Source organism: Mesorhizobium sp. M0771, from assembly GCF_040320155.1.
Taxonomy (GTDB): domain Bacteria; phylum Pseudomonadota; class Alphaproteobacteria; order Rhizobiales; family Rhizobiaceae; genus Mesorhizobium.
Map to the genome: position 1 here is coordinate 224,655 of NZ_JAMYPC010000002.1, position 25,829 is coordinate 250,483.

A 25,829-nucleotide genomic window follows, 5' to 3' on the forward strand; every position below is an offset into this window, starting at 1 on the left:
TTCCTGCGCGCGCCCGTTTTATGTCTCTCGGCGCGTTGGCGTCGAGGGCATTGTTGCCCCCTATTCGCTCTTTGGCAATGGGGCGGACAGGCCCATGATTTTCGTTTTCTCCATGACCGAAAGTACAATGAGCGCCGTGTGTTTTTTGCGCTTTGTGCAGTGTACCAATAGCGCATGGCCGAGCGCCAAAGCCGCATCGGCAGCATGACTACCAAGGTCATACCCAGGGAGGATGCATGTCGGACGTTTCGTTTGTCGTGAACGGAAAACGGATCAGCGGCGCTGCCGAGGACCGAACGCTTCTGGTTCATTTCCTGCGCGAAAATCTTGGTCTCACCGGAACGCATGTCGGTTGTGACACCTCTCAATGCGGCGCCTGCGTCGTGCATGTCGACGGCAAGGCGGTGAAGTCCTGTTCGATGCTGGCCGTGCAGGCCTCCGGGTCGACCGTGGTGACGATCGAAGGGCTTGCCAATGGCGGCGACCTGCATCCGATGCAGGCCGCGTTCAAGGAACATCATGGGCTGCAATGCGGCTTCTGCACGCCGGGCATGATCATGACCGCGACCGACATGATCGCGCGCCATCCCGAAGGCCTCGATGAGGCGACGGTGCGCGCCGAGCTCGAAGGCAACATCTGCCGCTGCACCGGCTACCACAATATCGTCAAGGCGATCCTTGCCGCATCGCAAACGATGGCGAAGGCGCCGAAGGGCAGGGTGAAACAAGCGGCGTAGAAAGAAGCGAGTAGTGAATAGTGAATAGCGAGTAGTCGGTTTAGCCGAACCGCTCCGAGCACAATTCCCTACTCACTGTTCACTATTCGCTACTCACTATTCGCTATTCCGGAGGAATTCCTATGGGCATTGAAGGCATCGGCGCTCGGGTCGTGCGCAAGGAAGACAAACGGTTCATCACCGGCGCCGGCCGCTATGTCGACGACATGGTGGTTCCCGGCATGAAGCATGCCGCTTTCGTGCGCAGCCCGCACGCGCATGCTCAGATCAAGAAGATCGACGTCAGACGAGCGCAGGCGATGCCCGGCGTCATCGGCGTCTTGACCGGCAAGGAGCTCAAGGCCGACGGCATCGGCAACCTGATCTGCGGCTGGATGATCCATTCCAAGGACGGCTCGCCGATGAAGATGGGCGCGTGGTCGCCGCTGGCCGTCGACAAGGTGCGCTATGTCGGCGACGCGGTCGTCATCGTGGTGGCGGAAACCAAGGGCCAGGCCCGCGACGCGGCCGAAGCGGTCGAGATCACCTACAAGGAATTGAAGGCGGTGGTCGATGCCACCAAGGCGCTGCAAAAAGGTGCGCCGCAGGTCCATGCCGAAGCCGAGGACAATCTTATCTTCGACTGGGAGATCGGCGATGCCAAGGCGACCGACGCGGCGATCCAGGCGGCGGCCCATGTCACCCGCATGAAGATCGTCAACAACCGGCTGGTTCCCAACGCCATGGAGCCGCGCGCGGCCCTTGGCCATTACGACAAGGCCGAGGACCATTTCACCTGCTGGACGACGTCGCAGAACCCGCATGTCGCGCGGCTGGTGATGAGCGCCTTCTACAATGTCGCGCCGGAAAACAAGCTGCGCGTCATTGCGCCCGATGTCGGCGGCGGCTTCGGCTCGAAGATCTACATCTATCCCGAAGAGATCGTCTGCCTTTGGGCGTCGAAGAAGACCGGCGTGCCGGTCAAATGGGTTGCCGACCGTACCGAAAGCTTTCTCACCGACGCGCATGGCCGCGACCATGTCTCGACAGTCGAAATGGCGTTCGACAAGAACAACCGGATCACCGGCTTCAAGGTAGACACCATCGCCAATCTCGGCGCCTACATGTCGCTGTTCTCGTCTTGCGTGCCGACCTATCTCTACGCGACGCTGCTGTCGGGCCAGTACAACATCCCGACGATCCACGCCAATGTGCGCACCGTCTACACCAACACGGCACCCGTCGACGCCTATCGCGGGGCAGGGCGGCCGGAAGCCACGTATCTGCTCGAACGGACAATGGAGACGGCCGCGCGTGAACTTGGGGTCTCGCCGGCGGAGTTGCGGCGCATCAATTTCATCACCGAGTTTCCGCACCAGACGCCGGTCATCATGAATTATGACGCCGGCGATTACGGCGCTTCGCTCGATGCGGCGACACAGGCGTCCGACTATGCCGGCTTTGCCAAGCGCAAAGCGGCGGCCGCCAGCCAGGGCAGACTGCGCGGCATCGGCATGAGCTGCTATATCGAGGCCTGCGGCATCGCGCCGTCGGCGGCGGTCGGTTCGCTCGGCGCCGGCGTCGGTCTGTGGGAATCGGCCGAAGTGCGGGTCAATGCCGTCGGCACGATCGAGGTGCTGACCGGCTCGCACAGCCATGGCCAGGGCCATGAGACGACCTTCGCGCAACTCGTCAACCAGCGTTTTGGCGTGCCACTGGACTCGGTCTCGATCGTCCATGGAGATACCGACAAGGTGCAGATGGGTATGGGCACCTACGGCTCGCGCTCGGGCGCGGTCGGCATGTCGGCAATTGCCAAGGCGCTCGACAAGGTCGAGGCCAAGGCCAAGAAAATCGCCGCCCATCTGCTCGAGGCCGACGAGGGCGACATCGTCATCGAGAATGGCGAGGTCAAGGTTGCCGGCACCGACAAGAGCCTGCCCTGGTTCCAGGTGGCGCTTGCCGCCTACACCGCTCACAATCTGCCGGCAGGCATGGAGCCGGGACTGAAGGAAACAGCCTTCTACGATCCGGCGAACTTCACTTTCCCGGCGGGCTGCTACATCTGCGAGGTCGAGATCGATCCGGAAACCGGCACGACCGAGATCGTCCAGTTCGTCGCGGCGGACGATTTCGGCAACATCATCAACCCGATGATCGTCGAGGGTCAGGTGCATGGCGGCATCGCCCAGGGTATCGGCCAGGCGCTGCTGGAAGGCGCGCACTATGACGATAGCGGGCAGCTGCTGACGGCGAGCTACATGGACTACACCATGCCGCGCGCGGACGACTTGCCGTCATTCAAGGTGTCGACCTCGAACACGCCGTGTCCGAGCAATCCGCTCGGCATCAAGGGCTGTGGCGAGGCCGGCGCCATCGGCTCGCCGCCGGCGGTCATCAACGCCATCACCGACGCTTTGGGGATTGTGGACATCGCCATGCCGGCCTCGCCGTCGACGGTGTGGGCGGCGATTAGGGCGAAGAAATGAGTGAGTAGGGAGTAGTGAGTAGGGAATGGGCATTACCGGAGATGACAGCGTCCCTATTCCCTACTCCCTACTCACTACTGCCTAACCACTTCAGGGGAGGATCCCATGTACGCAGTCAACTACCACCGCGCCGCCTCGGTCGCCGACGCCGCCAAGCTGGTGAAGAGCGGCGACGCCAGGCTTTTGTCAGGCGGCATGACGCTGATCCCGGCGATGAAGACGCGGCTCGCCGCACCCTCCGACCTGATCGACCTGTCGCGGATCAAGGAACTGCAAGGCGTCAAGGTGTCGGGCAAGACCGTCACCATCGGCGCCGCCACAACCCATTACGACGTCGCCAATGACGAGAAGCTGCGGAAGGCCTGTCCGGCGCTTGCGCACCTTGCGTCGCTGATTGGCGATCCGGCGGTGCGCCACAAGGGCACGATCGGCGGCTCGGCCGCCAACAACGACCCAGCCGCCGATTATCCGGCGGCGCTCTTGGCGCTGGGCGCCACCATCGTCACCAACAAGCGCGAGATTTCAGCCGCGAAATTCTTCACCGGCCTGTTCGAAACGGCGCTGAAAGAAGGCGAGATCATCACCGCGGTGAGTTTTACCGCGCCGGCCAAGGCTGCTTACGAAAAATTCCGCAACCCGGCCTCGCGCTATGCGATCGTCGGCGTGTTCGTGGCAAAGGGCAAGGACGGGGTCAGCGTTGCCGTTACCGGCGCCGGCGATGACGGTGTGTTCCGCTCGAAGGAGATCGAAGCAGCACTGGCGAAGAATTTTGCCGCATCGGCGCTCGACGGCGTGAAAGTGCCGGCGAAGAATTTGATGACCGACCTCCACGCTTCGGCCGAATACCGCGCCAATTTGATCGCCGTGATGGCCAAGCGCGCGGTGAACGCCGCCAACGGTTGAACAGTGCCAATTCGAGACGGGAAGGGGCCATTGCGGCCCCTTTCTTTTTTGCGATCACAAACGTTGGCGCCAACACGCGCCAATCTCAAAGCTTCGCACTTGCACAAAGTTATCCCGCACTGCAATATAAACCGGGCGGGAATACGAGGCGAATCCGTGGCGCAGCGATGCGCGCTGCATCGGTTCTTGAGTGCGAAGGACGGGCATGGCCGACATCTCCGCAGCGTCTGTTGCCCTGCCGCGGGCCACAGCCGACAAAGCAGCTAGAGCAAGACTGGCCTATCTCGATGGCTGGCGCGGGCTTTCGATCGCACTGGTGCTGATCGGCCATTTCTTCCCCGTTCCCGGGATCAATCTCGGCGTGCTCGGCGTCGAGTTCTTCTTCGTGCTCTCAGGCCGGCTGATGGGCGAGATACTGTTCATCGAACGCTTCCCGCTGAAAAAATTCTTCAAGCGCCGCTTTTCGCGCATCTATCCCGCGCTTTTGGTGTTCGTGATATCAGCCATGATCGGGCTCTCCGGCACCTTTATCGCCTTCAAATGGAAGGCGGCGCTGACCGCGCTGACATTCACCTACAACTATGCCGGAATTCTCATCACCCGCGCCGGCGCGCTCGACCACATCTGGTCGCTATGCGTGGAAGAGCATGCCTACATCATCCTGGCGCTGATCAGCGTGGTGGTGACCGGGCGGGGTAATGTCGTTCGGCTGCTGGTGACGCTGTCGCTGCTGGCGATGGCCAATGGCGCCATTTCGTACTGGGTACTCGGCATGGATTACGAGCACAGCTATTGGCGCACCGATGTGCATATCGCCTCGATCCTGCTGTCGGCATCGATCTGCCTGCTCAAGCACGATGATCGGCCGCCGGCATTCCTGAAGAGCCCCTATGTCAGCCTCGTGTCGGCGGCGGCGGCTATATTGCTGTTCCTCGATCCGGTGCCGACGCCGATCCATTACCTACTGGCGGTGCCGTTGCTGGCGCTTGCCGTGAATACGCTGGACACCAGCAACTGGCATCTTACCGGCCTGCTTTCATCCAGGCCGATGGTGATGATCGGGCTATGGTCGTACTCGCTCTATCTCTGGCAACAGCCCTTCTACAAATTCGTCGCCGAGCAGGGCAGTGCGCCGATCCCGATGCTGGCGGCTGTCTTCGCCTGTGCACTATGCAGCTACTATCTGGTCGAGAAGCCCGCGCGGGCCTGGCTGAACCGGAATTGGTGAGGGCTACGGACTCCTAATCTTATGCTGCCGCGACGATCTGCTTGCCGATCATCAGCCAGCGACCCATCAGCCGGCGATCTCCTTGAGGTAGTAGCGCACCGCCTTCTTGCCGCCATGGATCACCGCGTCGCCGACCTCGGCGAAGCCAAGCGCGGCATGGAAGGCGTCCGAAGCCGGATTGGGAGGTTCGGCATTCACCTCGCAGGTGACGATGCTGTGGCCCGCGCGGGCGACTTCCCCGAACAGATCCTCGTAGAGCCGGCGGGCATGGCCGCGGCCGCGCGCTTGCGCCGCGACGACGACGCGGTCGACATAGACGAAGCGTGGATAGCGCTCGCGGAACCAGAGGAAATTCGGGCTCTCGTAGGCCGCATTCTGGTCGAAGGTCATGATGAAGGCTTCGAGCGTGCCGATGCGCCTGACGTAAAACGCTTCGCCAAGCAGGAAGGACAGCCGTTCGGGCTCGAGCCATGACAGTTCGGCGGCGTGCTCATTGTTGAGTGCGAGGATGGCCGCTTCGTCCTGAGGCGAGACACGGCTGATCGGCGACGGCCCAGTCACGGCTTCGCTCATCATGCTCTGGCCGCCGCAATCGTCGCGGCAACCAGCGCCCCATCGGTGACTGTGGTGCGGTATTCGCGGTCGAGATCGCCGCCGCCCATGCCGACTTGCGGGTTGCGGTAGGCCATGGCGCTCGGTACATCCTTGAGCGCGGCGAAGTGCATTTCCGTCAGCCCGGTTGATGCCAGCACCCCGGCGATGTTTTCGGGGTCCAGCGCGCCGCAGCCGAGGATGATGATGCGGCCGTCGGCCTGGCGGACGAGATCCGCCAACAGGCCGGCGCCTTCCACCGCGGTGTCCCTCTGGCCGCTGGTCAGCACGCGGCCGACCTTGCAGCGGATCAGCGCTTCCAGCGCCTCGGCCGGGTCGCGGGTCATGTCGAAGGCGCGGTGGCAGGTGACGGCGAGCGGACCGGCGGCATGGACCAGCGCGCCCATGCGGGTTTCATCGATGGTGCCGTCGGCATCGAGGCAACCGACAACGACGCCGGCGACGCCGAGGTCACGAAGCGCTGCGACATCGGCGAGCATCGAGCCGTATTCGGCCTCGCTGTAGAGGAAATCGCCGCCGCGCGGCCGCACGATGACATGGAAGGGAATTGTCGCGCTCTCGAGTGCGGCGCGCACCGTGCCGAGGCTGGGCGTGATGCCGCCTTCGACCAGGCTGGCGCAGAGCTCGACCCGGTCGGCGCCGGCGGCCTGCGCAGCCAGCAGTCCATCGATGCCTTCGACGCAGATTTCGATCAGGGGGCGAGCATTTCCGACCAAGGGGCGATCCTTTATGATTGCATGACGGCCAGCCCTAGCATCGGCTCGGTTGGTGGGGAAGCCGGAACAGCCAGTCGCTGCTTGGGCCAGCCCGGCAACCCGGCCGATCCGCAATTACTGGCGCAGCACCGTGTTCTTGGCGCCTTGTTCGACCTGGTCGATGACCAGCAGCTTGACCGGGCCGTCGCCGATGTTGGTGGCCTGGTGCCACTGGCCGATCATCTCGATGATGAAATCGCCCGTCTTGTAGGTGTTGCTGTTGCCGGTCTCGACATTCGTCACTTTGAGTGTCCCGGCCTCGACATAGGCGTAGCGGGCAAACGGGTGCTTGTGCACCGGCAGAGTGGCACCGACCGCAATGTCATAGGTTGAAACCAGGACCTGGACATTTTTCTGCGGCAGCACGATCGGCTGGCCGGACGCCGTCTGGCTGCGATCGGCAAGCGGTGTGACGACAACCGGCGGGATGGTACTGTCCAGCGCCCGAGCGGGGTTTGCAGATAGCGCTGCCGCGAACAGCAGCATCGATGCCAGGATCTTTCGCATGGTTCCTCCAGGTTTTACCGCCACCGCGCGGCGCGACGCCAAAGTTCTAACTCTCGTCAGTTACTGGAGACACAACGTCATCCGCCGGTGCCGTCGTCCATCATCGTATTCGTGAGCGCTTCATAGATGTTGCTGCATACCTGAGACCGCGGACAGTGTTTTACGATGAATGCCGGCACGACAGTCAGTGCGGCGGCGATCAGGATTTGCAGGAAGAGAGGAGCAGGCTCGAAGCGTTTGCCAAACAAGGCTCGGCAAGCGAAGTAGAGACTTTGAGCCAGGCACGCCCAGACAAGGACATGCAACAGCGTGCTCGTTGCTCTTGCATAGGGCGTTATGTATCCGTCGGGAAAGCCGACCATGCCAAGGTCGACGAGCCACTGCAGAGCCAGCAGGCAGGACAGGCATGCCCACAGAAAGGGCGCTACGCGGGTAACTAAAATTCTGCTGCGGTCAACGCTCATGTGCAATCGAAGCACAACAGCGCTCGGCCTTCCAGAGCGGCTGCTGCGTGGCTTGGAGTATCGCCTATTTAAGAGTGCGCAGCGTGATGGAGTAGCGGTGACCGGCGACCGGCGGAATGCTGTGCTCCCACTCGTGGCGCGCCGGACCGTCCATGAGATAGAGGGACCTCGGTTCGACCTCGATCGTCTCGCGATCCCATTTGGAGCCGTTTTTGCGGCGCAGCCGAAAGCTGCAGGGCGCCAGCAGCGAGACGCCGGCGACGAGATCGAAATGCGGCTTGTCGCGATGCCAACCTATGCCCGCGCCCGGCGGATACTCGTTGATGAGCACTTGGGCGAATTCCGTGGCCTGCCTGCCGGCAAAATCCGCGACCTTGTCGCGAAGCGGCAGCAGGAATTTCGGGATGGGCGGCGCTTCGACGACCTGGCGCCGGTCGTAGTCATAGCGCCAGCCGAAGCCGGCGACCTGCCGGTTGGCAATATGGCCATGGAAATCGAACGGCTTGAAGGACAGTTCATTGAGGTGACGGACCAGTTCCGCCTCTTCGTCCGTTGTGATCAGGCCCGGCCGGTAGGAAAATCCTTCCGGCAGCGTGTCGGCCGCGCCGAAGAGATCGCCCTGGCTGGCATACGCTGTTGTGCTGGATTTCGTCTGTGCCATCTGACGGAGAGATAGGAAGCCTCGCCGCCTGGGCAAGATTTTCGGCGTTGTGATGCGCCTCCCTGACGGAACCTCCGCATCGTTGCGGCATTACGCATTTTCGAAGCAGGATCTGGGGCGAAGCAAGATTTTGGGACGAAGCAGGATTTTCGACATGCCGTCCACTGCCATCCGCAACACCCATTACGACCCGTCGACGAAAATCCTCTCGGTCTGGTTCGTTCCAAGCGGAGCCCGCTACGACTATGAAGAGGTCGAGCCTGAGACCTATGCGGCGTTCCGGGCCGCCTTCTCGAAAGGGCAATTTTTCAACGAGTTCGTGCGCGACCGCTACCGGTTTCACTTGATTGAAGAAGGGCGTCCGCGAGCAACCGGGTTCTGAAGGTGCGGTGATCCGTATAAGGTCGCGAACCCCAATTGCTTTTCAAATTGACTTGTTTCAACCTGCTTTGTGGGGACGGACAATGCCGTGGTCGAGATGGCCGTAACATTGGGGGAGGCAGCTTTTGAAATGCATATTGATTATACTCGGCGTGGTAGGTGTCCTGTCTTCCGCTGCGTCTGCAAAAGATAATCGACAACACATCGACCCTGCCTATCAAAAAAACATCAACTATCTGGCCGGGCTGTCCGACGCCCAGTTGAAATTGGTCGTAACATGGTCAGCTAACGTCATCGCCGTTACGACGCGATGCCCGGCGCTGCAGCTGACTCCAGACGGAAAATCCAAAATAACGGCGATATACATCTTGTACGATGTGCAAGATAAACACCTGATACCCAATCCCCCCGAATTCAAGAGAGCCATCAGGTTTTATGAAGGCGCTTACCGCACGGCGGCGCAACGCACGGACAGCTGTCGGGCGGAGAAAGCCAAGGACCCGGGAAGCTACCGGTAAATAGTTGTCGGCATGATCGACTAGAAGTGATTTGGCTCGCCGGAACCCCGGCGAAGCGCGAATTCTCTATAGCCCCTTCGCCAAATCGCCGTGAGAACTCACGGCCCGAAAACGCGACCGGACCGCGCGGACGCGCTTCGCCTTGCTGGTGACGCCCCCACCGTCACTTCGCAACCGAGCCCCCGAGAAATGGACCTGGAGGCTTCTAGCGCGGGCATCGATTGTCTGGAAAGGCAACGGCGCTCTGGCTTGGTTGAATTATCGGCCGCCACCGCGGAAATCGTGCGGACGGAAGCCAAACGGCGACTGCATAGCCGCTCATCAAAGCCCTGTTCAACTCCTCAATTCGTGGTAAGGTGATTATACCAGTTAATAACATGACGATCGGCGCGGCCGTCGTTCAAAGCGGGAGTAGGGATAGATGACGACGATTGCGCTGTTCGGTGCCGGCGGCAAAATGGGTTACCGCCTGTCGACCAATTTTCGCGGATCGCCCTACACGGTACGCCATGTCGAGGTCAGCGAGGCCGGCCGCGATCGGCTGAAGACCGGACTGGGCTTCGACGCGGTCAGTGCCGATGCGGCGCTGGACGGGGCGGATATCGTCATCCTGGCCGTTCCCGACACGCATATCGGCAAGGTGGCGGCTGATATCGAGAGCAAGCTCGCGCCTGGCACGATGGTGATAGTGCTCGACGCGGCCGCACCCTTCGCCGGCCATCTGCCCAACCGGCCGGACCTGACCTATTTCGTCACCCATCCCTGTCATCCGCCGATCTTCAACGACGAGACCGACATGGCGGCCAAGAAGGATTATTTTGGCGGCGTCAAGGCCAAGCAGCATATGGTCAGCGCGCTGATGCAGGGGCCGGAAGCGGACTACGCCAAGGGCGAGGCGGTCGCAAAAATCATCTGGGCGCCGGTCATGCGCTCGCACCGTGTCACCGTCGAACAGATGGCGCTGCTGGAGCCCGGTCTATCGGAGACGGTGTGCGCGTCACTGCTTGTCGTCATGAAGGAAGCCGTCGACGAGGTCGTCGCGCGAGGCGTCGACCAACAGGCGGCGCTCGATTTCCTGCTCGGCCACATGAACGTGCTCGGCGCCGTGATTTTCGGCGAGACCAAGGGCGTATTCTCGGATGCCTGCAACAAGGCGATCGAATTCGGCAAGCCGGTGCTGATGCGCGACGACTGGAAGCGGGTGTTCGAGCCGGAAGAGATCGCCGCGAGCATTCGGCGCATTACCTGAGACAGGCCGAGTCGGGGGGCTTGCCGGAGCGCCTCGATGGCTCGACACACCCGCCATGACGCCCAGATGTTTTTGCTCGGTGGGCACACGTCACCTCAATTCATGATTGACTCATCATACCAGTTGGCTTAGCTGTTGATGGCTTGAGCAAGGGTCCGCGGGAAGTACGAAGCCTGGGCGAGTGGAGGGACGGCGGGGGAGCAGCGATCGTTTGGGAAGCCGGCAACGGCATTTCAGCCCGAACCGATCGGCGGCCCGCGCTGCGCGACGAATTCGAATGCAGAGGCCTTGATTGATCAAGGCAATTTTTTAAACGGGAGGACATCATGAAACTCACACGCAGAATGACACTTGCGGCGTTCGCCGGCATGCTGGCGCTTGGCACGGCGGTACCCGCCTATGCGGCCGACCTCATTGCCATCATCACGCCCTCGCACGACAATCCGTTCTTCAAGGCGGAAGCCGTCGGCGCCGAAGCCAAGGCCAAGGAACTCGGCTACGAAGCGCTTGTGCTCGTCCATGACGACGATGCCAACAAGCAGTCCGAATTGATCGACACCGCGATCGGTCGCGGCGCCAAGGCGATCATCCTCGACAATGCCGGCGCCGACGCCACTGTCGCTGCCGTGCAGAAGGCCAAGGACGCGGGCGTGCCGTCGTTCCTGATCGATCGCGAGATCAACGCCACCGGCGTCGCCGTGGCTCAGATCGTCTCCAACAACTACCAGGGCGCCCAGCTCGGCGCGCAGGAGTTCGTCAAGCTGATGGGCGAGAAGGGCAATTTCGTCGAGCTGGTCGGCAAGGAATCCGACACCAATGCCGGCATTCGCTCGAAGGGCTATCATGACGTCATCGACGATTATCCGGATCTGAAGATGGTCGCCCAGCAATCGGCCAACTGGAGCCAGACGGAAGCCTATTCCAAGATGGAATCGATCCTGCAGGCCAACCCGGATATCAAGGGCGTCATCTCCGGCAACGACACCATGGCGATGGGCGCGTATGCGGCGCTGGTTGCGGCGAACCGCAAGGACGTCATCGTCGTTGGCTTCGACGGATCCAACGACGTGCGCGACTCCATCACCGCGGGCGGCATCAAGGCAACCGTCCTGCAGCCGGCCTATGCGCAGGCGCAGATGGCGGTCGAGCAGGCCAACGACTTCATCAAGAACAAGAAGTCGCCGGCCAAGGAAAAGCAGCTGATGGACTGCGTCTTGGTCAATGGTGACAATGCTGCCAAGCTGGAAACGTTTGCGCTGACCAACTGAGCCGGCGTGACATGAATAGCGAGGGGCGACCCAAGGGTCGTCCCTCGTCGCCATTTTCCGTGGGTGCCGACCACCATGCTGAACAACAAACCATCATGCTGAACAACAAGCCGAACTGGCCGATCCTTGTCGTTGCAGTCGGCATCAGCCTGACCGCCTGCAAGATCCTGCCGACGCCCTCGGGGGACAGCGGCAGCGCCGCCGCCTTCAATCCGGACAAGATGGTCGAGGAGATATGGGCGGCGAAGGTCGTGCCTTACCTCCAGCAGAAAGCCGGGCCGTTTGCCGAAGTCCACGCTCTGGCGAAAACCGATCCTGCTTCCGCCGGCGCCAAATATGGCAATCCGAAGAAGCAGGCGAATTCGCCATGGACCTTCGCGGTTCGCGTCGAGGGCAAGATCATCGCCGCCAACACGCAGTCGCGGGCAGCGACCATGGATGTCGATGTCGACGGCGACGGCAAGGCCGATGCGCGGGTACAGATCGGACCGGCGATGCGCGGAACCGCGCTGCGCGACAGCCTCGATTTCATCCAGTTCAACGATTTTACCAACCAGATCGACTTCGCCCAGTTCGGCAAGGCGTTCAACGCCTATGCCGTCAAGGCCGTGCTTGCCAAACTGCCGCGTGACGCCTTGGAGGGCCGGACCGCCAAGGTCCTCGGCGCCTATACGCTCGAAAACGGCCAGGACCTGCCGCTGGTGACGCCGGCGGAGGCAGAAATCGGGCCGAAGCCATGAGCGCTGCGGTTGCTCACGATGTCATCCTGAAACTGGAGGACGTCTGCAAGGTCTATTCCGGCACCGTCGCGGTCAAGCGCGCGAATTTCGAGGTGCGCAAGGGCGCCGTCAATGTGCTGGTCGGCGAAAACGGCGCCGGCAAATCGACGCTGATGAAGATCATCGCCGGCGTCGAACAGCCGACGCTCGGCCGGATCCTCCTGGAAGGGGAGGAGGTCTCCTTCTCGTCATCGGGCGACGCGGTGAACCGCGGCATCGGCATGGTGTTCCAGGAGTTGAACCTGTTTGGCAATATGACCGTCGCCGAGAACATCTTCGCCACGCGCGAGATCACCAACCGGTTCCGCAAGATCGACCGCAAGGAGCAGGAGCGTCGCGCGGCGCAATTTCTCGAACGCCTGCAGGCCGGGATAAGGCCCGACATGCTGGTCGAGGATCTGCGCATCGGCCAGCAGCAGCTGGTCGAGATCGCCAAGGCGGTTTCGCTCGATGCGCGCATCCTGATCATGGACGAGCCGACCTCGGCGCTCAGTGCGGCGGAAGTCGAGATCCTGTTCAAGGTGATCGCCGACCTCAAGGCGCGCGGCGTGGCGATCGTCTACATCTCGCACCGGCTGGAAGAACTGATCCGCATCGGCGACTACATCACCGTGCTGCGCGATGGGCACATCACCGGCCAGGAGGAGATGAAGAACGTCGACACCCGGTGGATCGTGCGGCAGATGATCGGCTCCGACGCCAAGGATTTCGCCAAGGCCGACGGCCATGTTCCTGGCGAAGAGATATTCCGCGCCGAGGACATCTGCCTGCCGCGCGCGACCGGCGGGCTGGCGGTCGATCACGTCTCGCTGTCGCTGCGCGCCGGCGAGATCCTCGGCATATACGGCCTGATGGGCGCCGGGCGGAGCGAGCTGTTCGACTGCATCATGGGCCGCCATGGCCAGGCGACCGGCGCGATCTTCATCGCCGGCAAAAAGGTCAAGGAGCGCGACACGACGCGGCGTATCCGGCGCGGGCTGGCGCTGATCCCCGAAGACCGCCAACGCGAAGGGCTAGTCTCGATCCTGTCCGTCGCGAGCAATCTGACACTGGCCAGCCTGTCGCGTTTTGTCCGCCTGTTTCACATTCGCGGCGGCCACGAGAAGCAGGCGGTGACGCAGATGGTGCGGGAACTGGCGATCAAGGTCGCCGACCCGGCGCAGGAGGTCTCATCGCTGTCGGGCGGCAACCAGCAAAAGGTGGTGATCGGAAAGGCGCTGCTCACCGGGCCGAAGGTGCTGCTGATGGACGAGCCGAGCCGTGGCATCGATGTCGGCGCCAAGGCCGACGTCTTCCGCACCATGCGCAAACTGTCGCGAGACGGGCTCGGCATTCTGTTCGCCACCTCGGATCTCGATGAGGTGATGGCGCTGTCCGATCGCATCGCGGTGATGAGCAATGGAAAACTGACGGGCATGTTCGATCGCGCCGAGGCGACGGAGGCAGCCCTTGTCGCCGCCTCGGCACTTGGCCACGGACCGGCCCCGCACACGGAGAACCCATGACTGACATCCCGGCCAAGGCGGCTGTCTCCTCCGTTTCGAGCGGCTCGCTGCTGCTGACGCTGATGAAGGCGAGGACCTTCATCGCGCTGATCGCCGTCTTGATCTTCTTCTCGATCGCGGCGCCGAATTTCCTGTCGACAGCCAATCTGATCCTGATGTCGAAACATGTGGCGCTGAACGCCTTCCTCGCCATGGGCATGACCTTCGTCATCATCATCGGCGGCATCGATCTCTCAGTCGGCTCGATCGTCGGCCTGTGCGGCATGGTCGCCGGCTACCTCGTGCTCAACGGCATCGACCTGCAATTCGGCTACACCGTCTATTTCAACGTCGTCGAGATCGCGCTGATCACGCTGGCGGTCGGCATATTGATCGGCGCCGTCAACGGACTGCTGATCACCAGGCTGAACGTCGCGCCGTTCATCGCCACGCTCGGCGTGCTCTATGTCGCGCGCGGCCTGGCGTTGCTGTCGTCGGACGGCCGCACCTTCCCCAACCTCGTCGGCAAGCCGGAGCTTGGCACCACCGGGTTTGGTTTCCTCGGCGCCGGGCGGCTGCTCGGCCTGCCGGTGGCGATCTGGATACTGATCGTCGTTGCGCTGGCGGCGGCCTACCTCGCCAAATACACCCCGCTCGGCCGCCACATCTTCGCCGTCGGCGGCAATGAACGGGCGTCGCGAATTTCGGGCGTTCGTGTCAACATGGTGAAAATGTTCGTCTACATGTTCTCCGGCTTCTGCGCGGCGATCGTCGGCCTGATCATCTCGTCCGAACTGATGGCCTCGCACCCGGCAACAGGCGAAAGTTTCGAGCTCAACGCCATTGCGGCGGCGGTGCTCGGCGGCACCTCGATGTCGGGTGGGCGCGGCACGATCGGCGGCACCATTGTCGGCGCCTTCGTCATCGGCATTCTTTCGGACGGGTTGGTGATGATGGGCGTGAGTTCCTTCTGGCAGATGGTGATCAAGGGCCTTGTCATCATCGTCGCCGTCGTCGTCGACCAAGCGCAGCGCCGGCTGCAGAGCCGGGTGACGCTGATGCAGATGGCAAAGGCAGGCTGAGCATGGCGGAGTTGCGGGGAGGGCTCATCGGCTGCGGCTTCTTTGCCATCAACCAGATGCATGCCTGGCGCGACATTGAAGGCGCCGCGATGGTCGCCATTTGCGACCGCGACCCGGAGCGGCTGCGCATCATCGGCGACCAGTTCGGCATTGCGAAGCGCTACACCGACGCGGCAGAGATGTTTGCAAGCGAAAGCCTCGACTTCGTCGATATCGCCACCACCGTTCCCAGCCATCGTCCGCTGGTCGAGATGGCGGCGCTGCACCGTGTGCCGGTGATTTGCCAAAAGCCGTTCGCGCCGACGCTTGCCGACGCCAAGGCGATGGTGAGGGCCTGCGTGGAAGCCGGCGTACCGCTGATGGTGCATGAGAATTTTCGCTGGCAGTCGGCGATCCAGGCGGTGCGTGCCGTGCTCGACAGCGGCGAGATCGGCACGCCGTTCTTCGGGCGCATCTCCTTCCGCTCTGCCTATGACGTGTTTTCCGGCCAGCCCTATCTCGCCAAGGGAAAGCGCTTCATCATCGAGGACCTCGGTATCCACAGTCTCGACATCGCCCGTTTTCTACTGGGCGACGTGTCGACGATCACGACGCGAACCGCGCGCATCAACCCCGGCATCGCGGGCGAAGATGTCGCGACGATGCTGATGGACCACAAGAGCGGGGCGACGTCAGTGGTCGACTGTAGCTACGCGACGAAGCTCGCCACCGAACCGTTTCCCGAAACGCTGATCGAGATCGACGGCAGCGACGGCACGATCCGCTTGGCGCAGGGATATCGGCTCACCGTCACCGGCAGGAGCGGCACGAAGATCACCGACGTTTCGCCGCCCGTACTCGCCTGGGCATCGCGCCCATGGCACAACATCCAGGAGAGCGTCGTCGCCATCCAGCAGCACTGGGTCGACTGCCTGGCAAAGGGAACCGAGCCGGCGACCTCGGGCGCCGACAACCTCAAGACATTCGCGCTGGTCGAGGCGGCCTATCTGGGCGCCGCGAGCCACGAACCTGTCCACCTGGATGGCTTGCTGACATGACAGCCGACGCCTTCCTCCTCTACGGTACGCATGCCGTCGAGGCGGAGCCGGTCAGGCTGAATGCCGGTCTGCTCAGCGCCGACTTTGTCAACGGCAACCTGCGCACCATCCGTTACGGTGGCATCGAAGTGTTGCGCGCCATCGCCTACATCGTGCGCGACCGCGACTGGGGCACCTATGAACCGGCGCTGACGGACCTTGCCGTCGATCAGGACGCCGACAGCTTCTCCGTCAGCTACTCCGCAACTTGCTTAGCGCCGGGCGGAAGCCGGCTAGACTTTCGCGCTACGATCAAGGGCTCCGCCAACGGTAACCTGGTGTTCGACGTCTGCGCGGTCCCTGAAAGCGATTTCGAGACCAACCGTTGCGGTTTCTGCATCCTGCATCCGATCGCCGGCCTCGCCGGCAGTGCGGTGACGGTCGAGCATACCGACGGCAGCGTGGTGGCGACGAAACTGCCGCTGTTGATCGATCCCTGGCAGCCTTTCAAGGATTTGCGCGCGATCACCCATGAGGTCCGGCCGGGCATCACTGCCGAATGCCGGATGGAGGGCGACACTTTCGAGATGGAGGACCAGCGTAACTGGTCGGACGCGTCCTACAAGACCTATGTGCGGCCACTGGCGCTGCCTTGGCCCTATGTGCTGCCGGCCGGCCAAACTGTAAGCCAGACGGTCAGGCTTCGCATCACCGGCGAGGGGGGAATGCCGGCCGCAGCATCTGCCGCCGAACCGGTCAGCGTCGAACTCGGCGAGACCGGGCAGAGGCTGCCGGATCTCGGCGTGATCATCTACCCGGATGAGGTCGAAGCAGCGCTCGCAAATCTTTCGACATTGACCGAGCTCGGCCCGCAGCAACTTGTCTTCCACTACGATCCGACGCGCGGCCACGGTCTCGAAGCATTGCAGTCTTATGCAAGGCTCACCGCCGCCTATCCGGTGCAGACGACGCTGGAATGCGTCGTTGCCTGCGCGGGCGACCTCGATGCCGAGCTGTCAGGCGTTGCCGACATGGTGCGTCAAGCCGGGTTGAAGCTTTCGGCCATTGCCGTCTCGCCTTCGGTTGACCGGCAGTCGACACCGCCGGGCAGTGCGTGGCCGGACTGTCCGCCGCTCGAAGACGTCTATGACGCGGCGCGGCGCGCCTTTCCCGATATCCGGCTTGGTGGCGGCATGTTCAGCTATTTCACCGAGCTCAACCGCAAGCGCGTGCCGGGGGGCCTGCTCGATTTCGTCACCCACTGCACGTGCCCGATCGTGCACGCTGCCGACGATCTCAGCGTCATGCAGTCGCTGGAGGCGCTGCCCTTCATCACCGCGTCGACGCGGGCGATCTTCGGGGCAAAGCCCTACCGCATCGGTCCGTCGACGCTCGCCATGCGCCAGAACCCCTATGGCGGCGCGACCAAGGGCAATCCCGGGGGACAGCGCATCGCCATGGCCGATCGCGACCCTCGTCATGCCGGCCTGTTCGCTGCCGCATGGACGATCGGCTATGCCGCGCGTGTCGCGCCGGCCGGGCTGGAACTGCTCACGCTGTCCGGCTTCGCCGGGCCCTTCGGCGTGCTCGCAGCATCCGGCGAACCCGTCGCGGAAGGATCGCCTCGGCCGATCTTCGATGCCATCAAGGGGCTTTGCGAACTGGCCGGCCTTACGTATGTGGCGACGAAAACGAGCGACGAGACCAAGGTGCTGGCGCTGGCCGGCCGCTCCGCTTCGGGCAAGACCGTGGCGTGGCTGGCGAACCTGACGGCGGACGACGTGACGGTCGACATCTCAGCGCTTGGCCGAGGCCAACTGGTGATGACCCCTTACGCGATCACGCGGATCAGCTGAAATCAGTTGCCGGAGTTCATCACATAAAGCGCGCGCGAGCGCTCGAGGTGCTTGATCATCGCCTTCTCGGCGCCGTCGGCATCCTTCTTCTCGATGCGGCCGATGATCTCTTCATGCTCGGTCAGCGTGAACTGTTCCTTGCCGGTCCAGATCAGCATTTCGGTGTGATATTCCTTCAGCCAACCGAGCATCGCCTCGCTGACGGCGATATAGATCGGGTTGCCTGAAATGGCCGCGATCTGGGTGTGAAACTTCATGTCGGCTGAAATGAAAGCCTCGGAATCGCCGCGAAAGCCACGCTGTTCGGCAATTGTGGCCCGCAGCTGCTCAACGTCCACGGCAGTGGCGTTTTCGGCGGCTTCCCTGACCATACCGCGCTCGAAGAAGATGCGCGCCGTTTTCAGGTGTTCCAACGTGTCCTTCGACGACGACAGGATGATCTTGGCTGCGCCATCGACCTGCTTGATGATCGACTTGGCGGTCAGCTGCAGCACCTTGGCGCGTTCCCCATGCGAGATCGCGACGAGGCCCATATTGCTCAGCGCCTGCATCGCCTCGCGGATCGCGGGACGGCCGACCTCGAAGCGCTCCATCAACTCGCGCTCCGACGGCATGTCGTCGCCCGGCGTCAATTCTCCGCTGGTGATCAGGCGCTTCAGCCGCAAAAACACTTCGTCGGAAAGTTTGCGCCGGACGATCGGCTCCGAACGGTTCATCGTCGCGAATCACTCCCTTGACCTGTGTCTATCTAGCACTGCCACCGCGATTTTCGGAACGCCTGTCTGACCGCTCGACCGTACCCCGCCAGACAGGATATCACTTGCAAAGCTTATGTACTCATTATACCAGGTTTCGACGATCAAGGAACTCTTTTCGAACCCCCTGCGGCCTCAGACAACGAACCATGATCACGTTCACCTACCGCATCGAGACATCAGGCAGCATCGAGAGGCTGGCAGCCAAGATCGCCAGCGACCAGTCGACTGGAACCTTCGTCGCGCTGCCCGGCGAGACCGAGGAACTGAAAGCCCGGGTGGCCGCGCGTGTCCTGGCCATTCGGCACCTGCCGGACGCACTTCGCCCCTCCATTCCCGAGGCCGGTAACGGGCCGTTCAAGCGCGCGGATGTCGACATCGCCTTTCCATTCGATGCCATCGGCCACGACCTGTCGGCTCTGATGACCATTGCCATCGGCGGCGCCTATTCGATCAAGGGCCTGTCCGGCATTCGCGTTGTCGACATGAAGCTGCCGGAGCAATTCCGCGGCGCGCATCCAGGTCCGCAATTCGGCGTCGCCGGCAGCCGCAGGCTGACAGGTGTCACGGATCGGCCGATCATCGGCACCATCGTCAAGCCGGCGCTGGGGCTGCGGCCCCCCGAGACCGCCGCGATGGTGGGCGAGCTGATCGCCGCCGGTGTCGATTTCATCAAGGACGATGAGAAGCTGATGAGCCCAGCCTATTCGCCGCTGGCGGAGCGGGTAAAGGCAATCATGCCGCTGATCCTCGACCACGAGCAGAGGACCGGCAAGAAGGTGATGTATGCCTTCGGCATCTCGCATGCCGACCCGGACGAGATGATGCGCAAACACGATCTGGTGGCCAAGGCCGGCGGCAATTGCGCGGTGGTCAACATCAACTCCGTCGGTTTCGGTGGCCTGGCCTTCTTGAGAAAACGCTCCAGCCTGGTGCTTCACGCTCATCGCAACGGCTGGGACATCCTCACCCGCCATCCCGGCCTCGGTATGAACTTCAAGGTCTGGCAACAGTTCTGGCGGCTGCTCGGCGTCGACCAGTTCCAGATCAACGGCATCCAATCGAAATACTGGGAGCCGGACGCGTCTTTCGTCGAGTCCTTCAAGGCGGTGACGACGCCGATTTTTGCGCCTGAGGATTGCGCCTTGCCTGTGGCGGGCTCCGGCCAATGGGGCGGGCAAGCACCCGAGACCTATGAACGGACCGGCCGGACGGTCGATCTGCTCTATCTGTGCGGCGGCGGCATCGTCAGCCATCCGGATGGACCGGGCGCCGGGGTGCGTGCCGTGCAGCAAGCCTGGCAGGCGGCGGTCGACGGCATTCCGCTGGCGGATTTCGCCTTGAGCCATCCGGAGCTGGCGCGGTCGATCGAAAAATTCGGCGACGGCAAAGCGGCCTGAAGCAATGCAAGACCTGCTTCTCAGCTATTATGGCGACGACCTCACCGGCTCGACCGACGTCATGGAAGCGCTCGAACTCGGCGGCGTGCCGACCGTGCTGTTCATGCGCCAGCCGGACGCGGCCATGCTTGCGCAGTTCAGCCACTGCCGCGCCATTGGATTGGCCGGCACCAGCCGCAGCGAGACGCCACAATGGATGGACACGCATCTGAGCGATGCCTTCGCTTGGCTGAAGACGCTGAATGCCGCGATCTGTCACTACAAGGTCTGCTCGACCTTCGATTCCAGTCCGACGATCGGCAGCATCGGTCGCGCCATCGAGATCGGCCGCTCGGTTTTCGCTCAGGACAGCGTGCCGCTGCTGGTTGGGGCGCCGCAGCTCAAGCGTTACACCGCCTTCGGTCATTTGTTCGCGGCCTATCGTGAAAAGTATTTCCGCATCGACCGCCATCCGGTGATGAGCCGCCACCCGACGACGCCGATGGATGAATCCGACCTGCTGATCCATCTGTCGCGGCAGACGGAGCTCACATCGGGGCTGGTCGATCTCGCGACGTTGCAGTCGGTGTCGCGCTCGGAAGCCTTCGACCGCTTGCTCGCTGAGGGCACCGACATCGTACTTGTCGATGTCGACAGCCTCGAGACGCAGGCGCTTGCCGGCAAGGGGATATGGCGCGCCCGCAAGCCGGGCGGTTCGTTCGTCGTCGGCTCGTCCGGGATCGAATATGCGCTGCTGGCCGAATGGGTGTCGAGTGGGACAGTCAGAGCTGAGCCAGGATTTTCGCCGCCAGGTGCCGCCGACCGGATCGCGGTCGTCTCGGGCAGTTGTTCGCCGACGACCGAACGACAGATCCGGCACGCTTTGACCGACGGCTTCGATGGCATCGAGGTCGATCCCGTCGAACTGATCTCCGAAGCTTCCGGAGATGCGATCGCACGCGCGACGGCAGCCGGTCGCGCCAGTCTGGAAGCCGGGCGCAGCGTCGTTCTCTACACGGCCCTTGGACCCGCGGCCGATAGGGGGGGCGAAATCGACCGCCAGGAAGGCGCCCGCCACAAGCTCGGGCGGGGCCTCGGCGAACTGCTTCGCGCGCTGACCATCGAGCAGAAGTTGCAGCGCGTGGTCGTTGCCGGCGGCGATACGTCGAGCCACGCGCTCGGCCAGATGGGTGTCGATGCGCTGACCGTGCGGATGCCGTTGCCGGCGTCGCCGGGCTCGCCGCTTTGCGTCGCTCACTCGCGCGTCAAGGCGATCGATGGGCTGGAGGTGGCACTCAAGGGCGGGCAGGTTGGAACCGACCGCTATTTCAGCGCCATCCGTGACGGCCTTAGCAGCTGATTACGCGTCGCCTGGCAACGGCGAGATCCATTCATGCCCTCTAACGGCGCCGTAGCGGTTTTTGTCGCGCATGTTGACGTTAAATTCACATAAAGATATGGGTGTTTTGTCCGGGCAAGGTACTTTTGCCATTTATCCGCCTTGCTCTATCGGGGTTGTCGCCATGTGTTTCGCCCTTGCATCAGACTGCAGGATCGCCCTGTAGCAATCGCCAATGCTGAAAGAGGCGGTGATCATGCCCAGCCTGCTCGGAATCGATAACGGCCTCACGGTCACCAAGGCGGTCATCTTCGATGCCGACGGCACGCAATTGTCCGTGGCGCGTCGCCGGGTGCCGCAATCGATGCCCCACGCGCGCTGGGTGGAGCGCGACATGTCAGGCCTGTGGCAAGCAACAGCCGACGCCATCAAGGAGGCGATCGCGCTCTCCGGCAGGCCGGCGGAAGACATCAAGGCGGTGGCGGCGACCGCGCATGGCGATGGTCTCTATCTGCTCGATCATGATCGTCAGCCTTTGGGACCAGGCATCCTGTCGCTCGACAGCCGCGCCGGCGACATTGTCGACAGGTGGTCCGCCGGTACCGTTTTCACCGATGCGCTGGCGACGACGGGCCAGACGCCGCATGTTTCGGCGCCGTCGGCGCTGCTGGCGTGGCTCAAGCAGAACGATCCTGATCGCTATGGCCGCATCGGCCATGTGCTGGCCTGCAAGGACTGGCTGCGCTTTTGCCTGACCGGCACGATCGGGACCGACCGCACGGAGGCCAGCACTTCATTCACGGATTTTCGCACGCAAGCCTATGCGCCTGAAGCGCTGCGCATCTTCGGGTTGGAGGATCTGTTCAACGCGCTGCCGCCGGTGGCGCATTCCGCTGACATCGCCGGTCAAGTCACAGCCGATGCCGCCGAAAGGACCGGCCTTCGCAAGGGAACACCGGTCGCCTGCGGCCTGCACGACGTGGCCGCATCGGCGCTTGGCATGGGCGGCCATGAAGACGGCGTGCTCGCCATCGTCGCCGGCACCTATTCCATCAATGAAGTCGTCTCTTCGCAACCGCGCGTCGACCGGCGTTGGTTCTGCCGCAACGCCATCGACGCGGGCCGTTGGAACAACATGTCGATCTCGCCGGCCTCGACCGCGAACTACGACTGGTTTCTCGACACGTTTTGCCGCGCGGAGCAGGACAGGACGGATGGCGGCTCCCTCCACGAATTGCTGGCGGGAGAGATCGACGCGGCGTTGAAGAAGCCTTCGACCATCCTGTTTCATCCCTATCTGTTCGGCTCTCCCTATGGCGATTTGGCCAGCGGCAGCTTTGTCGGCCTGCATGGCTGGCACAATCGCGGCGACATGCTGAAGGCGGTTCTGGAAGGCATCGCCTTCAATCACCGCACCCATGTCGAGGCTTTGCGCGAAGGCTTTGCTATCAGCGAGATCCGCCTGACCGGCGGCGGCTCGCGTAATCCTGCCTTCGTGCAGATGTTTGCCGACGTGCTGAACGCCCCGGTCACCGTCACCTCGACGGATGAGACCGCGGCCCTCGGTGCCGCGCTTTGCGCAGGTGCCGCGGTCGGGATCTTCGCGACGCCGCAACAGGGCGCCAGGCAGGTCGGGATGACGGAGCGGACGTATCAACCCGTGCCCGCCTCCAGTGCTGTGTTCAATGAGCGGTTTTCGCTCTACTGCCGCATAGCCGAGCAGCTGAAGTCGCATTGGCCTGATATCGAAAGGCTGGCGGGGGTAAACGCATGATCAAGGCCGACGAACGACGCGAAGAGATCGCCGATTATGTGATCAAGCTCGGCCAGGTGCGCATCGATGATCTGGTCGAGCATTTCGGCGTGTCGCGCATGACCATCCACCGGCATATCGACCGGCTGGCGCAGCAGGGCGTGCTGCGCAAGCTGCACGGTGCGGTGACGGTCCAGCCTTCCGGCCTCTACGAGAGCGCTTTCCGCTACCGGGTGACCGTCAATCGAGCCGAGAAGGATGCACTGGCGCGGGCGGCACTGGATTATATCGAGGCCGGCCAGGTGGTGATGCTGGACGATTCATCGACGGCAAACGCGGTCGCGACGCTGCTGCTCGACGTCAAGCCGCTGACCGTCATTTCCAACAGCGTTTCGACGGCGGGCCAATTGATCAATGTGGACGATATCGATTTCATCTGCCTCGGCGGCCAGTATCATCCCACTTACAATGCCTATATCGGCATTGTCTGCGAGAACGCCGTGGCGCAGTTGCGCGCCAATGTGCTGATCTGTTCGGCTTCGGCCGTCACCGGAACCACTGCTTTCATCCAGGATCCGAATGTCGTGCGGGTCAAGCAGGCGATGATGACCGCCTCCGTGAAGCGCATCCTTTTGGTCGACCACGCAAAATTCGACCGGATCGCGCTGCATGTCTTCGACGATCTGACCAGTTTCGACGCCGTGCTGGTGACCGAGGGCCTGGGCGATGCGCAGGCGCAGAGCCTCGAACGGGCGGGGGTGAAGTTGCGCATCGTCAAGACGAAGGCGCCATGAACCCAGCAGATGGAGCCGGGGCGGACAATCCCGCAGGGCGTCTCGCCGCGATGGCCGGGACCGGCGAAGTCGACGTCGTCATTCTTGGCGCCGGCATCAACGGGGCTGGGCTGTTTCGCGATCTGTGCGCGCAAGGTGTCAGCTGCCTGATCGTCGAAAAGGCGGATTTCGGCTCGGGCACCAGTGCCGCGCCGTCGAGGCTCATCCACGGCGGCTTGAAATATCTCGAGACCGGCGAGTTCGGGCTGGTGGCGCAGTCGACGCTCGAACGCAATCTGCTTCTTCAAAACGCGCCGCACTATGTCAGCCCGCTGCCGACCGTCATCCCGATCTTCTCGTGGAGCAAGGGCATGCTCGCGGCGTTGCGAACGCTGTTCGGCTCGACCAGCGCGCCGCGCAGCCGCGGCGCCATACTGATCAAGATCGGCTTGATGATCTACGATTTCTACGGTTCACGAAACCAGGTCATGCCGCGCCACCGCATGGTCGGGCGGCGGCAGGCGCTTGTTGAGATGCCGGCGCTCAATCCGGCGATCGTCGCCACCGGCACCTACTACGACGCCAAGATAAGTCACCCGGAAAGGCTGGTGCTGGAACTGATCCTCGACGGCTTGCAGGCTCACGCGGCGTCTGCCGGTGCCAACTACACGACACTGGCGGCTTCAGCCAATGGCGTGCTCACCTTCCAGCCGGAAAACGGCGCGGCCTTTTCGGTGCGGCCGAAGCTGGTGGTGAACGCCGCCGGTCCGTGGATCGACGACGTCAACGCGCTGCTTGGTGCTCCATCGAAGATGATCGGCGGCACCAAGGGCTCGCATATCCTTTTAAGGCATGACGAACTGGTCAAAAGCCTCGCCGGGCGCATGCTCTATTTCGAGGCCGATGACGGCCGCATCTGCCTGGTCTACGACTATCTCGGCCTGGCGCTGGTCGGCTCGACCGACATCAAGGCCGACAATCCGGACGCGGTCCGCTGCGAACCCGAAGAAGTCGACTATCTGCTCGACAGCGTGCGAACGCTGCTGCCGGGCATGGCGTTCGAGCGCGACCAGATCGTCTACGCCTATAGCGGCATCCGGCCGCTGCCGACGTCTGAAGCAGCGACGCCCGGACTGATCAGCCGCGATCATTCGGCGCCCGTTGCCGAGCCGGACGGCAACAGGCCCTTTGCAGTCATTTCGCTGGTCGGCGGCAAATGGACGACGTTCCGCGGCTTTGCCGAGGAAGTCACTGATACCGTACTCAAGCGCTTGCAGCGCAGCCGCAAGATGTCGACTCAGTCGATGCCGATCGGCGGTGGGCGGGATTTTCCGGCCAATGCCGCCGCGCGCGCGGACTGGCTGGCTGAGGCACAGCAGGCAACGGGCGCCGGGGAAGGGCGCCTTGATCAATTGCTGTCGCGCTACGGGACCAGAGCCGTTGAGATCGCCAGGCACGGGTCGGATGATGAGGGTTGCCTGCCGGACTCCGGCGGCTACGGCAAGGCGGAAATCGACTACATCGCGCGCAACGAGTTCGTCGAACATCTGGCCGATGTCGTTATGCGCCGCAGCACGTTGGCGATAGGCGGCTCGCTGACGAGCCGCGACCTGCAGGAGATTGCCGCGATCGCGGGGCGGGCGTTGGGGTGGAGCACCGAGCGCCTCACGCGGGAGGTCGAAGCCGCTGTTGTCGAGCTCGAAGGCAGGAACCTGATGCGGCTGGACTGATCGCTTGATCGCCGACGCCTAGCTTTTCCTGAGGCAATCCGATCGATTTGCCCTTGTTGCGCCCTGTGCATCAACCTTCCCATTTTGCACCCGGATTGGGATTTGCCGGCGCCTACGGGCTCATGCCGTCAC

Annotated in this window: 24 protein-coding genes; 18 read left to right on the forward strand and 6 right to left on the reverse strand. The window is 62.8% G+C overall.

What is annotated here, in order from left to right; translation table 11 throughout:
• The first annotated feature begins 236 nt into the window (after positions 1-236).
• From NKI05_RS04585 to NKI05_RS04600, 4 genes are all read left to right on the forward strand, one after another.
• Complete coding sequence (locus NKI05_RS04585) at positions 237-737, forward strand: (2Fe-2S)-binding protein (RefSeq protein ID WP_023815462.1); 501 nt, start codon at positions 237-239, stop codon at positions 735-737.
• A gap of 122 nt (positions 738-859) precedes the next feature.
• Positions 860-3,205 (forward strand): xanthine dehydrogenase family protein molybdopterin-binding subunit, encoded by a 2,346-nt coding sequence (locus NKI05_RS04590; RefSeq protein ID WP_023672623.1) that lies wholly within the window; start codon positions 860-862, stop codon positions 3,203-3,205.
• Positions 3,206-3,310: 105 nt separating this feature from the next.
• The gene (locus NKI05_RS04595; RefSeq protein ID WP_023697650.1) at positions 3,311-4,108 is read left to right on the forward strand and encodes an FAD binding domain-containing protein; all 798 of its coding nucleotides are present in this window, start codon (positions 3,311-3,313) and stop codon (positions 4,106-4,108) included.
• A 205-nt stretch (positions 4,109-4,313) separates the two neighbouring features.
• Entirely contained in the window at positions 4,314-5,336 is a 1,023-nt protein-coding gene (locus tag NKI05_RS04600; protein WP_352792198.1) for an acyltransferase family protein, read from the forward strand.
• 66 nt (positions 5,337-5,402) lie between these two features.
• Here the strand turns inward: NKI05_RS04600 and NKI05_RS04605 are convergent, their stop codons facing one another.
• The 5 genes from NKI05_RS04605 to NKI05_RS04625 form a co-directional block, all read right to left on the reverse strand.
• Complete coding sequence (locus tag NKI05_RS04605) at positions 5,403-5,909, reverse strand: GNAT family N-acetyltransferase (RefSeq protein WP_023815460.1); 507 nt, start codon at positions 5,907-5,909, stop codon at positions 5,403-5,405.
• Positions 5,909-6,664: a copper homeostasis protein CutC gene (locus tag NKI05_RS04610; RefSeq protein WP_023725657.1), complete on the reverse strand. Its 756-nt coding sequence runs from the start codon at positions 6,662-6,664 to the stop codon at positions 5,909-5,911. Before NKI05_RS04610 ends, NKI05_RS04605 begins: the two co-directional genes overlap by 1 nt.
• Positions 6,665-6,778: 114 nt before the next feature.
• Positions 6,779-7,210, reverse strand: coding sequence for a cupin domain-containing protein (locus NKI05_RS04615; protein ID WP_023681708.1), 432 nt, complete (start codon positions 7,208-7,210; stop codon positions 6,779-6,781).
• A 77-nt stretch (positions 7,211-7,287) separates the two neighbouring features.
• Positions 7,288-7,674: a hypothetical protein gene (locus tag NKI05_RS04620; protein WP_023697647.1), complete on the reverse strand. Its 387-nt coding sequence runs from the start codon at positions 7,672-7,674 to the stop codon at positions 7,288-7,290.
• Positions 7,675-7,738: 64 nt separating this feature from the next.
• Positions 7,739-8,335, reverse strand: coding sequence for an alpha-ketoglutarate-dependent dioxygenase AlkB (locus NKI05_RS04625; RefSeq protein WP_023701700.1), 597 nt, complete (start codon positions 8,333-8,335; stop codon positions 7,739-7,741).
• Between the two features lie 154 nt (positions 8,336-8,489).
• Between NKI05_RS04625 and NKI05_RS04630 the strand changes: the two genes are divergently transcribed.
• From NKI05_RS04630 to apnL, 9 genes are all read left to right on the forward strand, one after another.
• Positions 8,490-8,717 carry a KTSC domain-containing protein gene (locus tag NKI05_RS04630; RefSeq protein WP_352792199.1) on the forward strand — a complete coding sequence of 76 codons (228 nt, stop codon included), beginning with the start codon at positions 8,490-8,492 and terminating at the stop codon, positions 8,715-8,717.
• 136 nt (positions 8,718-8,853) lie between these two features.
• Positions 8,854-9,234, forward strand: a complete 381-nt coding sequence (locus tag NKI05_RS04635) for a hypothetical protein (protein WP_023697645.1) — start codon at positions 8,854-8,856, stop codon at positions 9,232-9,234.
• 421 nt (positions 9,235-9,655) lie between these two features.
• Positions 9,656-10,483, forward strand: coding sequence for a phosphogluconate dehydrogenase C-terminal domain-containing protein (locus NKI05_RS04640; RefSeq protein WP_023697644.1), 828 nt, complete (start codon positions 9,656-9,658; stop codon positions 10,481-10,483).
• Positions 10,484-10,809: 326 nt separating this feature from the next.
• The gene (locus NKI05_RS04645; protein WP_023681704.1) at positions 10,810-11,751 is read left to right on the forward strand and encodes a D-ribose ABC transporter substrate-binding protein; all 942 of its coding nucleotides are present in this window, start codon (positions 10,810-10,812) and stop codon (positions 11,749-11,751) included.
• A 95-nt stretch (positions 11,752-11,846) separates the two neighbouring features.
• A complete protein-coding gene (locus NKI05_RS04650; protein WP_023688188.1) occupies positions 11,847-12,491 on the forward strand; it encodes a DUF2291 family protein in 645 nt (214 codons plus the stop codon).
• Positions 12,488-14,035, forward strand: a complete 1,548-nt coding sequence (locus NKI05_RS04655; protein ID WP_023688189.1) for a sugar ABC transporter ATP-binding protein — start codon at positions 12,488-12,490, stop codon at positions 14,033-14,035. Before NKI05_RS04650 ends, NKI05_RS04655 begins: the two co-directional genes overlap by 4 nt.
• Positions 14,032-15,096, forward strand: coding sequence for an ABC transporter permease (locus NKI05_RS04660; RefSeq protein WP_352792200.1), 1,065 nt, complete (start codon positions 14,032-14,034; stop codon positions 15,094-15,096). The genes NKI05_RS04655 and NKI05_RS04660 overlap by 4 nt, the downstream gene beginning before the upstream one ends.
• 2 nt (positions 15,097-15,098) lie before the next feature.
• Positions 15,099-16,133 carry a Gfo/Idh/MocA family protein gene (locus NKI05_RS04665; RefSeq protein ID WP_023681700.1) on the forward strand — a complete coding sequence of 345 codons (1,035 nt, stop codon included), beginning with the start codon at positions 15,099-15,101 and terminating at the stop codon, positions 16,131-16,133.
• Positions 16,130-17,968, forward strand: a complete 1,839-nt coding sequence (apnL, locus tag NKI05_RS04670; RefSeq protein WP_023725662.1) for a D-apionate lactonase — start codon at positions 16,130-16,132, stop codon at positions 17,966-17,968. Before NKI05_RS04665 ends, apnL begins: the two co-directional genes overlap by 4 nt.
• 2 nt (positions 17,969-17,970) lie before the next feature.
• Here apnL and NKI05_RS04675 read toward each other — a convergent pair whose 3' ends face one another.
• Entirely contained in the window at positions 17,971-18,684 is a 714-nt protein-coding gene (locus NKI05_RS04675; RefSeq protein ID WP_023815459.1) for a transcriptional regulator NanR, read from the reverse strand.
• 188 nt (positions 18,685-18,872) lie between these two features.
• Here NKI05_RS04675 and oiaX point away from each other — a divergent pair, with 188 nt between their 5' ends.
• The 5 genes from oiaX (at position 18,873) to NKI05_RS04700 (ending at position 25,697) form a co-directional block, all read left to right on the forward strand.
• Positions 18,873-20,123, forward strand: a complete 1,251-nt coding sequence (gene oiaX / locus NKI05_RS04680; protein ID WP_023688192.1) for a 3-oxo-isoapionate-4-phosphate decarboxylase OiaX — start codon at positions 18,873-18,875, stop codon at positions 20,121-20,123.
• A 4-nt stretch (positions 20,124-20,127) separates the two neighbouring features.
• Positions 20,128-21,462, forward strand: coding sequence for a four-carbon acid sugar kinase family protein (locus tag NKI05_RS04685; RefSeq protein ID WP_023815457.1), 1,335 nt, complete (start codon positions 20,128-20,130; stop codon positions 21,460-21,462).
• 235 nt (positions 21,463-21,697) lie between these two features.
• On the forward strand, positions 21,698-23,215 hold the full coding sequence (locus NKI05_RS04690; RefSeq protein WP_023688194.1) for an FGGY-family carbohydrate kinase: 1,518 nt from the start codon (positions 21,698-21,700) through the stop codon (positions 23,213-23,215).
• On the forward strand, positions 23,212-23,988 hold the full coding sequence (locus NKI05_RS04695; protein ID WP_023672603.1) for a DeoR/GlpR family DNA-binding transcription regulator: 777 nt from the start codon (positions 23,212-23,214) through the stop codon (positions 23,986-23,988). The genes NKI05_RS04690 and NKI05_RS04695 overlap by 4 nt, the downstream gene beginning before the upstream one ends.
• Positions 23,985-25,697, forward strand: coding sequence for a glycerol-3-phosphate dehydrogenase/oxidase (locus tag NKI05_RS04700; RefSeq protein ID WP_023815456.1), 1,713 nt, complete (start codon positions 23,985-23,987; stop codon positions 25,695-25,697). Before NKI05_RS04695 ends, NKI05_RS04700 begins: the two co-directional genes overlap by 4 nt.
• The last annotated feature ends 132 nt before the right edge of the window (positions 25,698-25,829 follow it).

Bases quoted from the DNA above. Each gene is read 5' to 3' on its own strand.
- NKI05_RS04585 (WP_023815462.1), top strand. From the start codon at position 237: ATGTCGGACGTTTCGTTTGTCGTGAACGGAAAACGGATCAGCGGCGCT.
- NKI05_RS04590 (WP_023672623.1), top strand. From the start codon at position 860: ATGGGCATTGAAGGCATCGGCGCTCGGGTCGTGCGCAAGGAAGACAAA.
- NKI05_RS04595 (WP_023697650.1), top strand. From the start codon at position 3,311: ATGTACGCAGTCAACTACCACCGCGCCGCCTCGGTCGCCGACGCCGCC.
- NKI05_RS04600 (WP_352792198.1), top strand. From the start codon at position 4,314: ATGGCCGACATCTCCGCAGCGTCTGTTGCCCTGCCGCGGGCCACAGCC.
- NKI05_RS04605 (WP_023815460.1), bottom strand. From the start codon at position 5,909: ATGAGCGAAGCCGTGACTGGGCCGTCGCCGATCAGCCGTGTCTCGCCT.
- NKI05_RS04615 (WP_023681708.1), bottom strand. From the start codon at position 7,210: ATGCGAAAGATCCTGGCATCGATGCTGCTGTTCGCGGCAGCGCTATCT.
- NKI05_RS04620 (WP_023697647.1), bottom strand. From the start codon at position 7,674: ATGAGCGTTGACCGCAGCAGAATTTTAGTTACCCGCGTAGCGCCCTTT.
- NKI05_RS04625 (WP_023701700.1), bottom strand. From the start codon at position 8,335: ATGGCACAGACGAAATCCAGCACAACAGCGTATGCCAGCCAGGGCGAT.
- NKI05_RS04630 (WP_352792199.1), top strand. From the start codon at position 8,490: ATGCCGTCCACTGCCATCCGCAACACCCATTACGACCCGTCGACGAAA.
- NKI05_RS04640 (WP_023697644.1), top strand. From the start codon at position 9,656: ATGACGACGATTGCGCTGTTCGGTGCCGGCGGCAAAATGGGTTACCGC.
- NKI05_RS04645 (WP_023681704.1), top strand. From the start codon at position 10,810: ATGAAACTCACACGCAGAATGACACTTGCGGCGTTCGCCGGCATGCTG.
- NKI05_RS04650 (WP_023688188.1), top strand. From the start codon at position 11,847: ATGCTGAACAACAAGCCGAACTGGCCGATCCTTGTCGTTGCAGTCGGC.
- NKI05_RS04655 (WP_023688189.1), top strand. From the start codon at position 12,488: ATGAGCGCTGCGGTTGCTCACGATGTCATCCTGAAACTGGAGGACGTC.
- NKI05_RS04660 (WP_352792200.1), top strand. From the start codon at position 14,032: ATGACTGACATCCCGGCCAAGGCGGCTGTCTCCTCCGTTTCGAGCGGC.
- NKI05_RS04665 (WP_023681700.1), top strand. From the start codon at position 15,099: ATGGCGGAGTTGCGGGGAGGGCTCATCGGCTGCGGCTTCTTTGCCATC.
- apnL (WP_023725662.1), top strand. From the start codon at position 16,130: ATGACAGCCGACGCCTTCCTCCTCTACGGTACGCATGCCGTCGAGGCG.
- NKI05_RS04675 (WP_023815459.1), bottom strand. From the start codon at position 18,684: ATGAACCGTTCGGAGCCGATCGTCCGGCGCAAACTTTCCGACGAAGTG.
- oiaX (WP_023688192.1), top strand. From the start codon at position 18,873: ATGATCACGTTCACCTACCGCATCGAGACATCAGGCAGCATCGAGAGG.
- NKI05_RS04685 (WP_023815457.1), top strand. From the start codon at position 20,128: ATGCAAGACCTGCTTCTCAGCTATTATGGCGACGACCTCACCGGCTCG.
- NKI05_RS04690 (WP_023688194.1), top strand. From the start codon at position 21,698: ATGCCCAGCCTGCTCGGAATCGATAACGGCCTCACGGTCACCAAGGCG.
- NKI05_RS04695 (WP_023672603.1), top strand. From the start codon at position 23,212: ATGATCAAGGCCGACGAACGACGCGAAGAGATCGCCGATTATGTGATC.
- NKI05_RS04700 (WP_023815456.1), top strand. From the start codon at position 23,985: ATGAACCCAGCAGATGGAGCCGGGGCGGACAATCCCGCAGGGCGTCTC.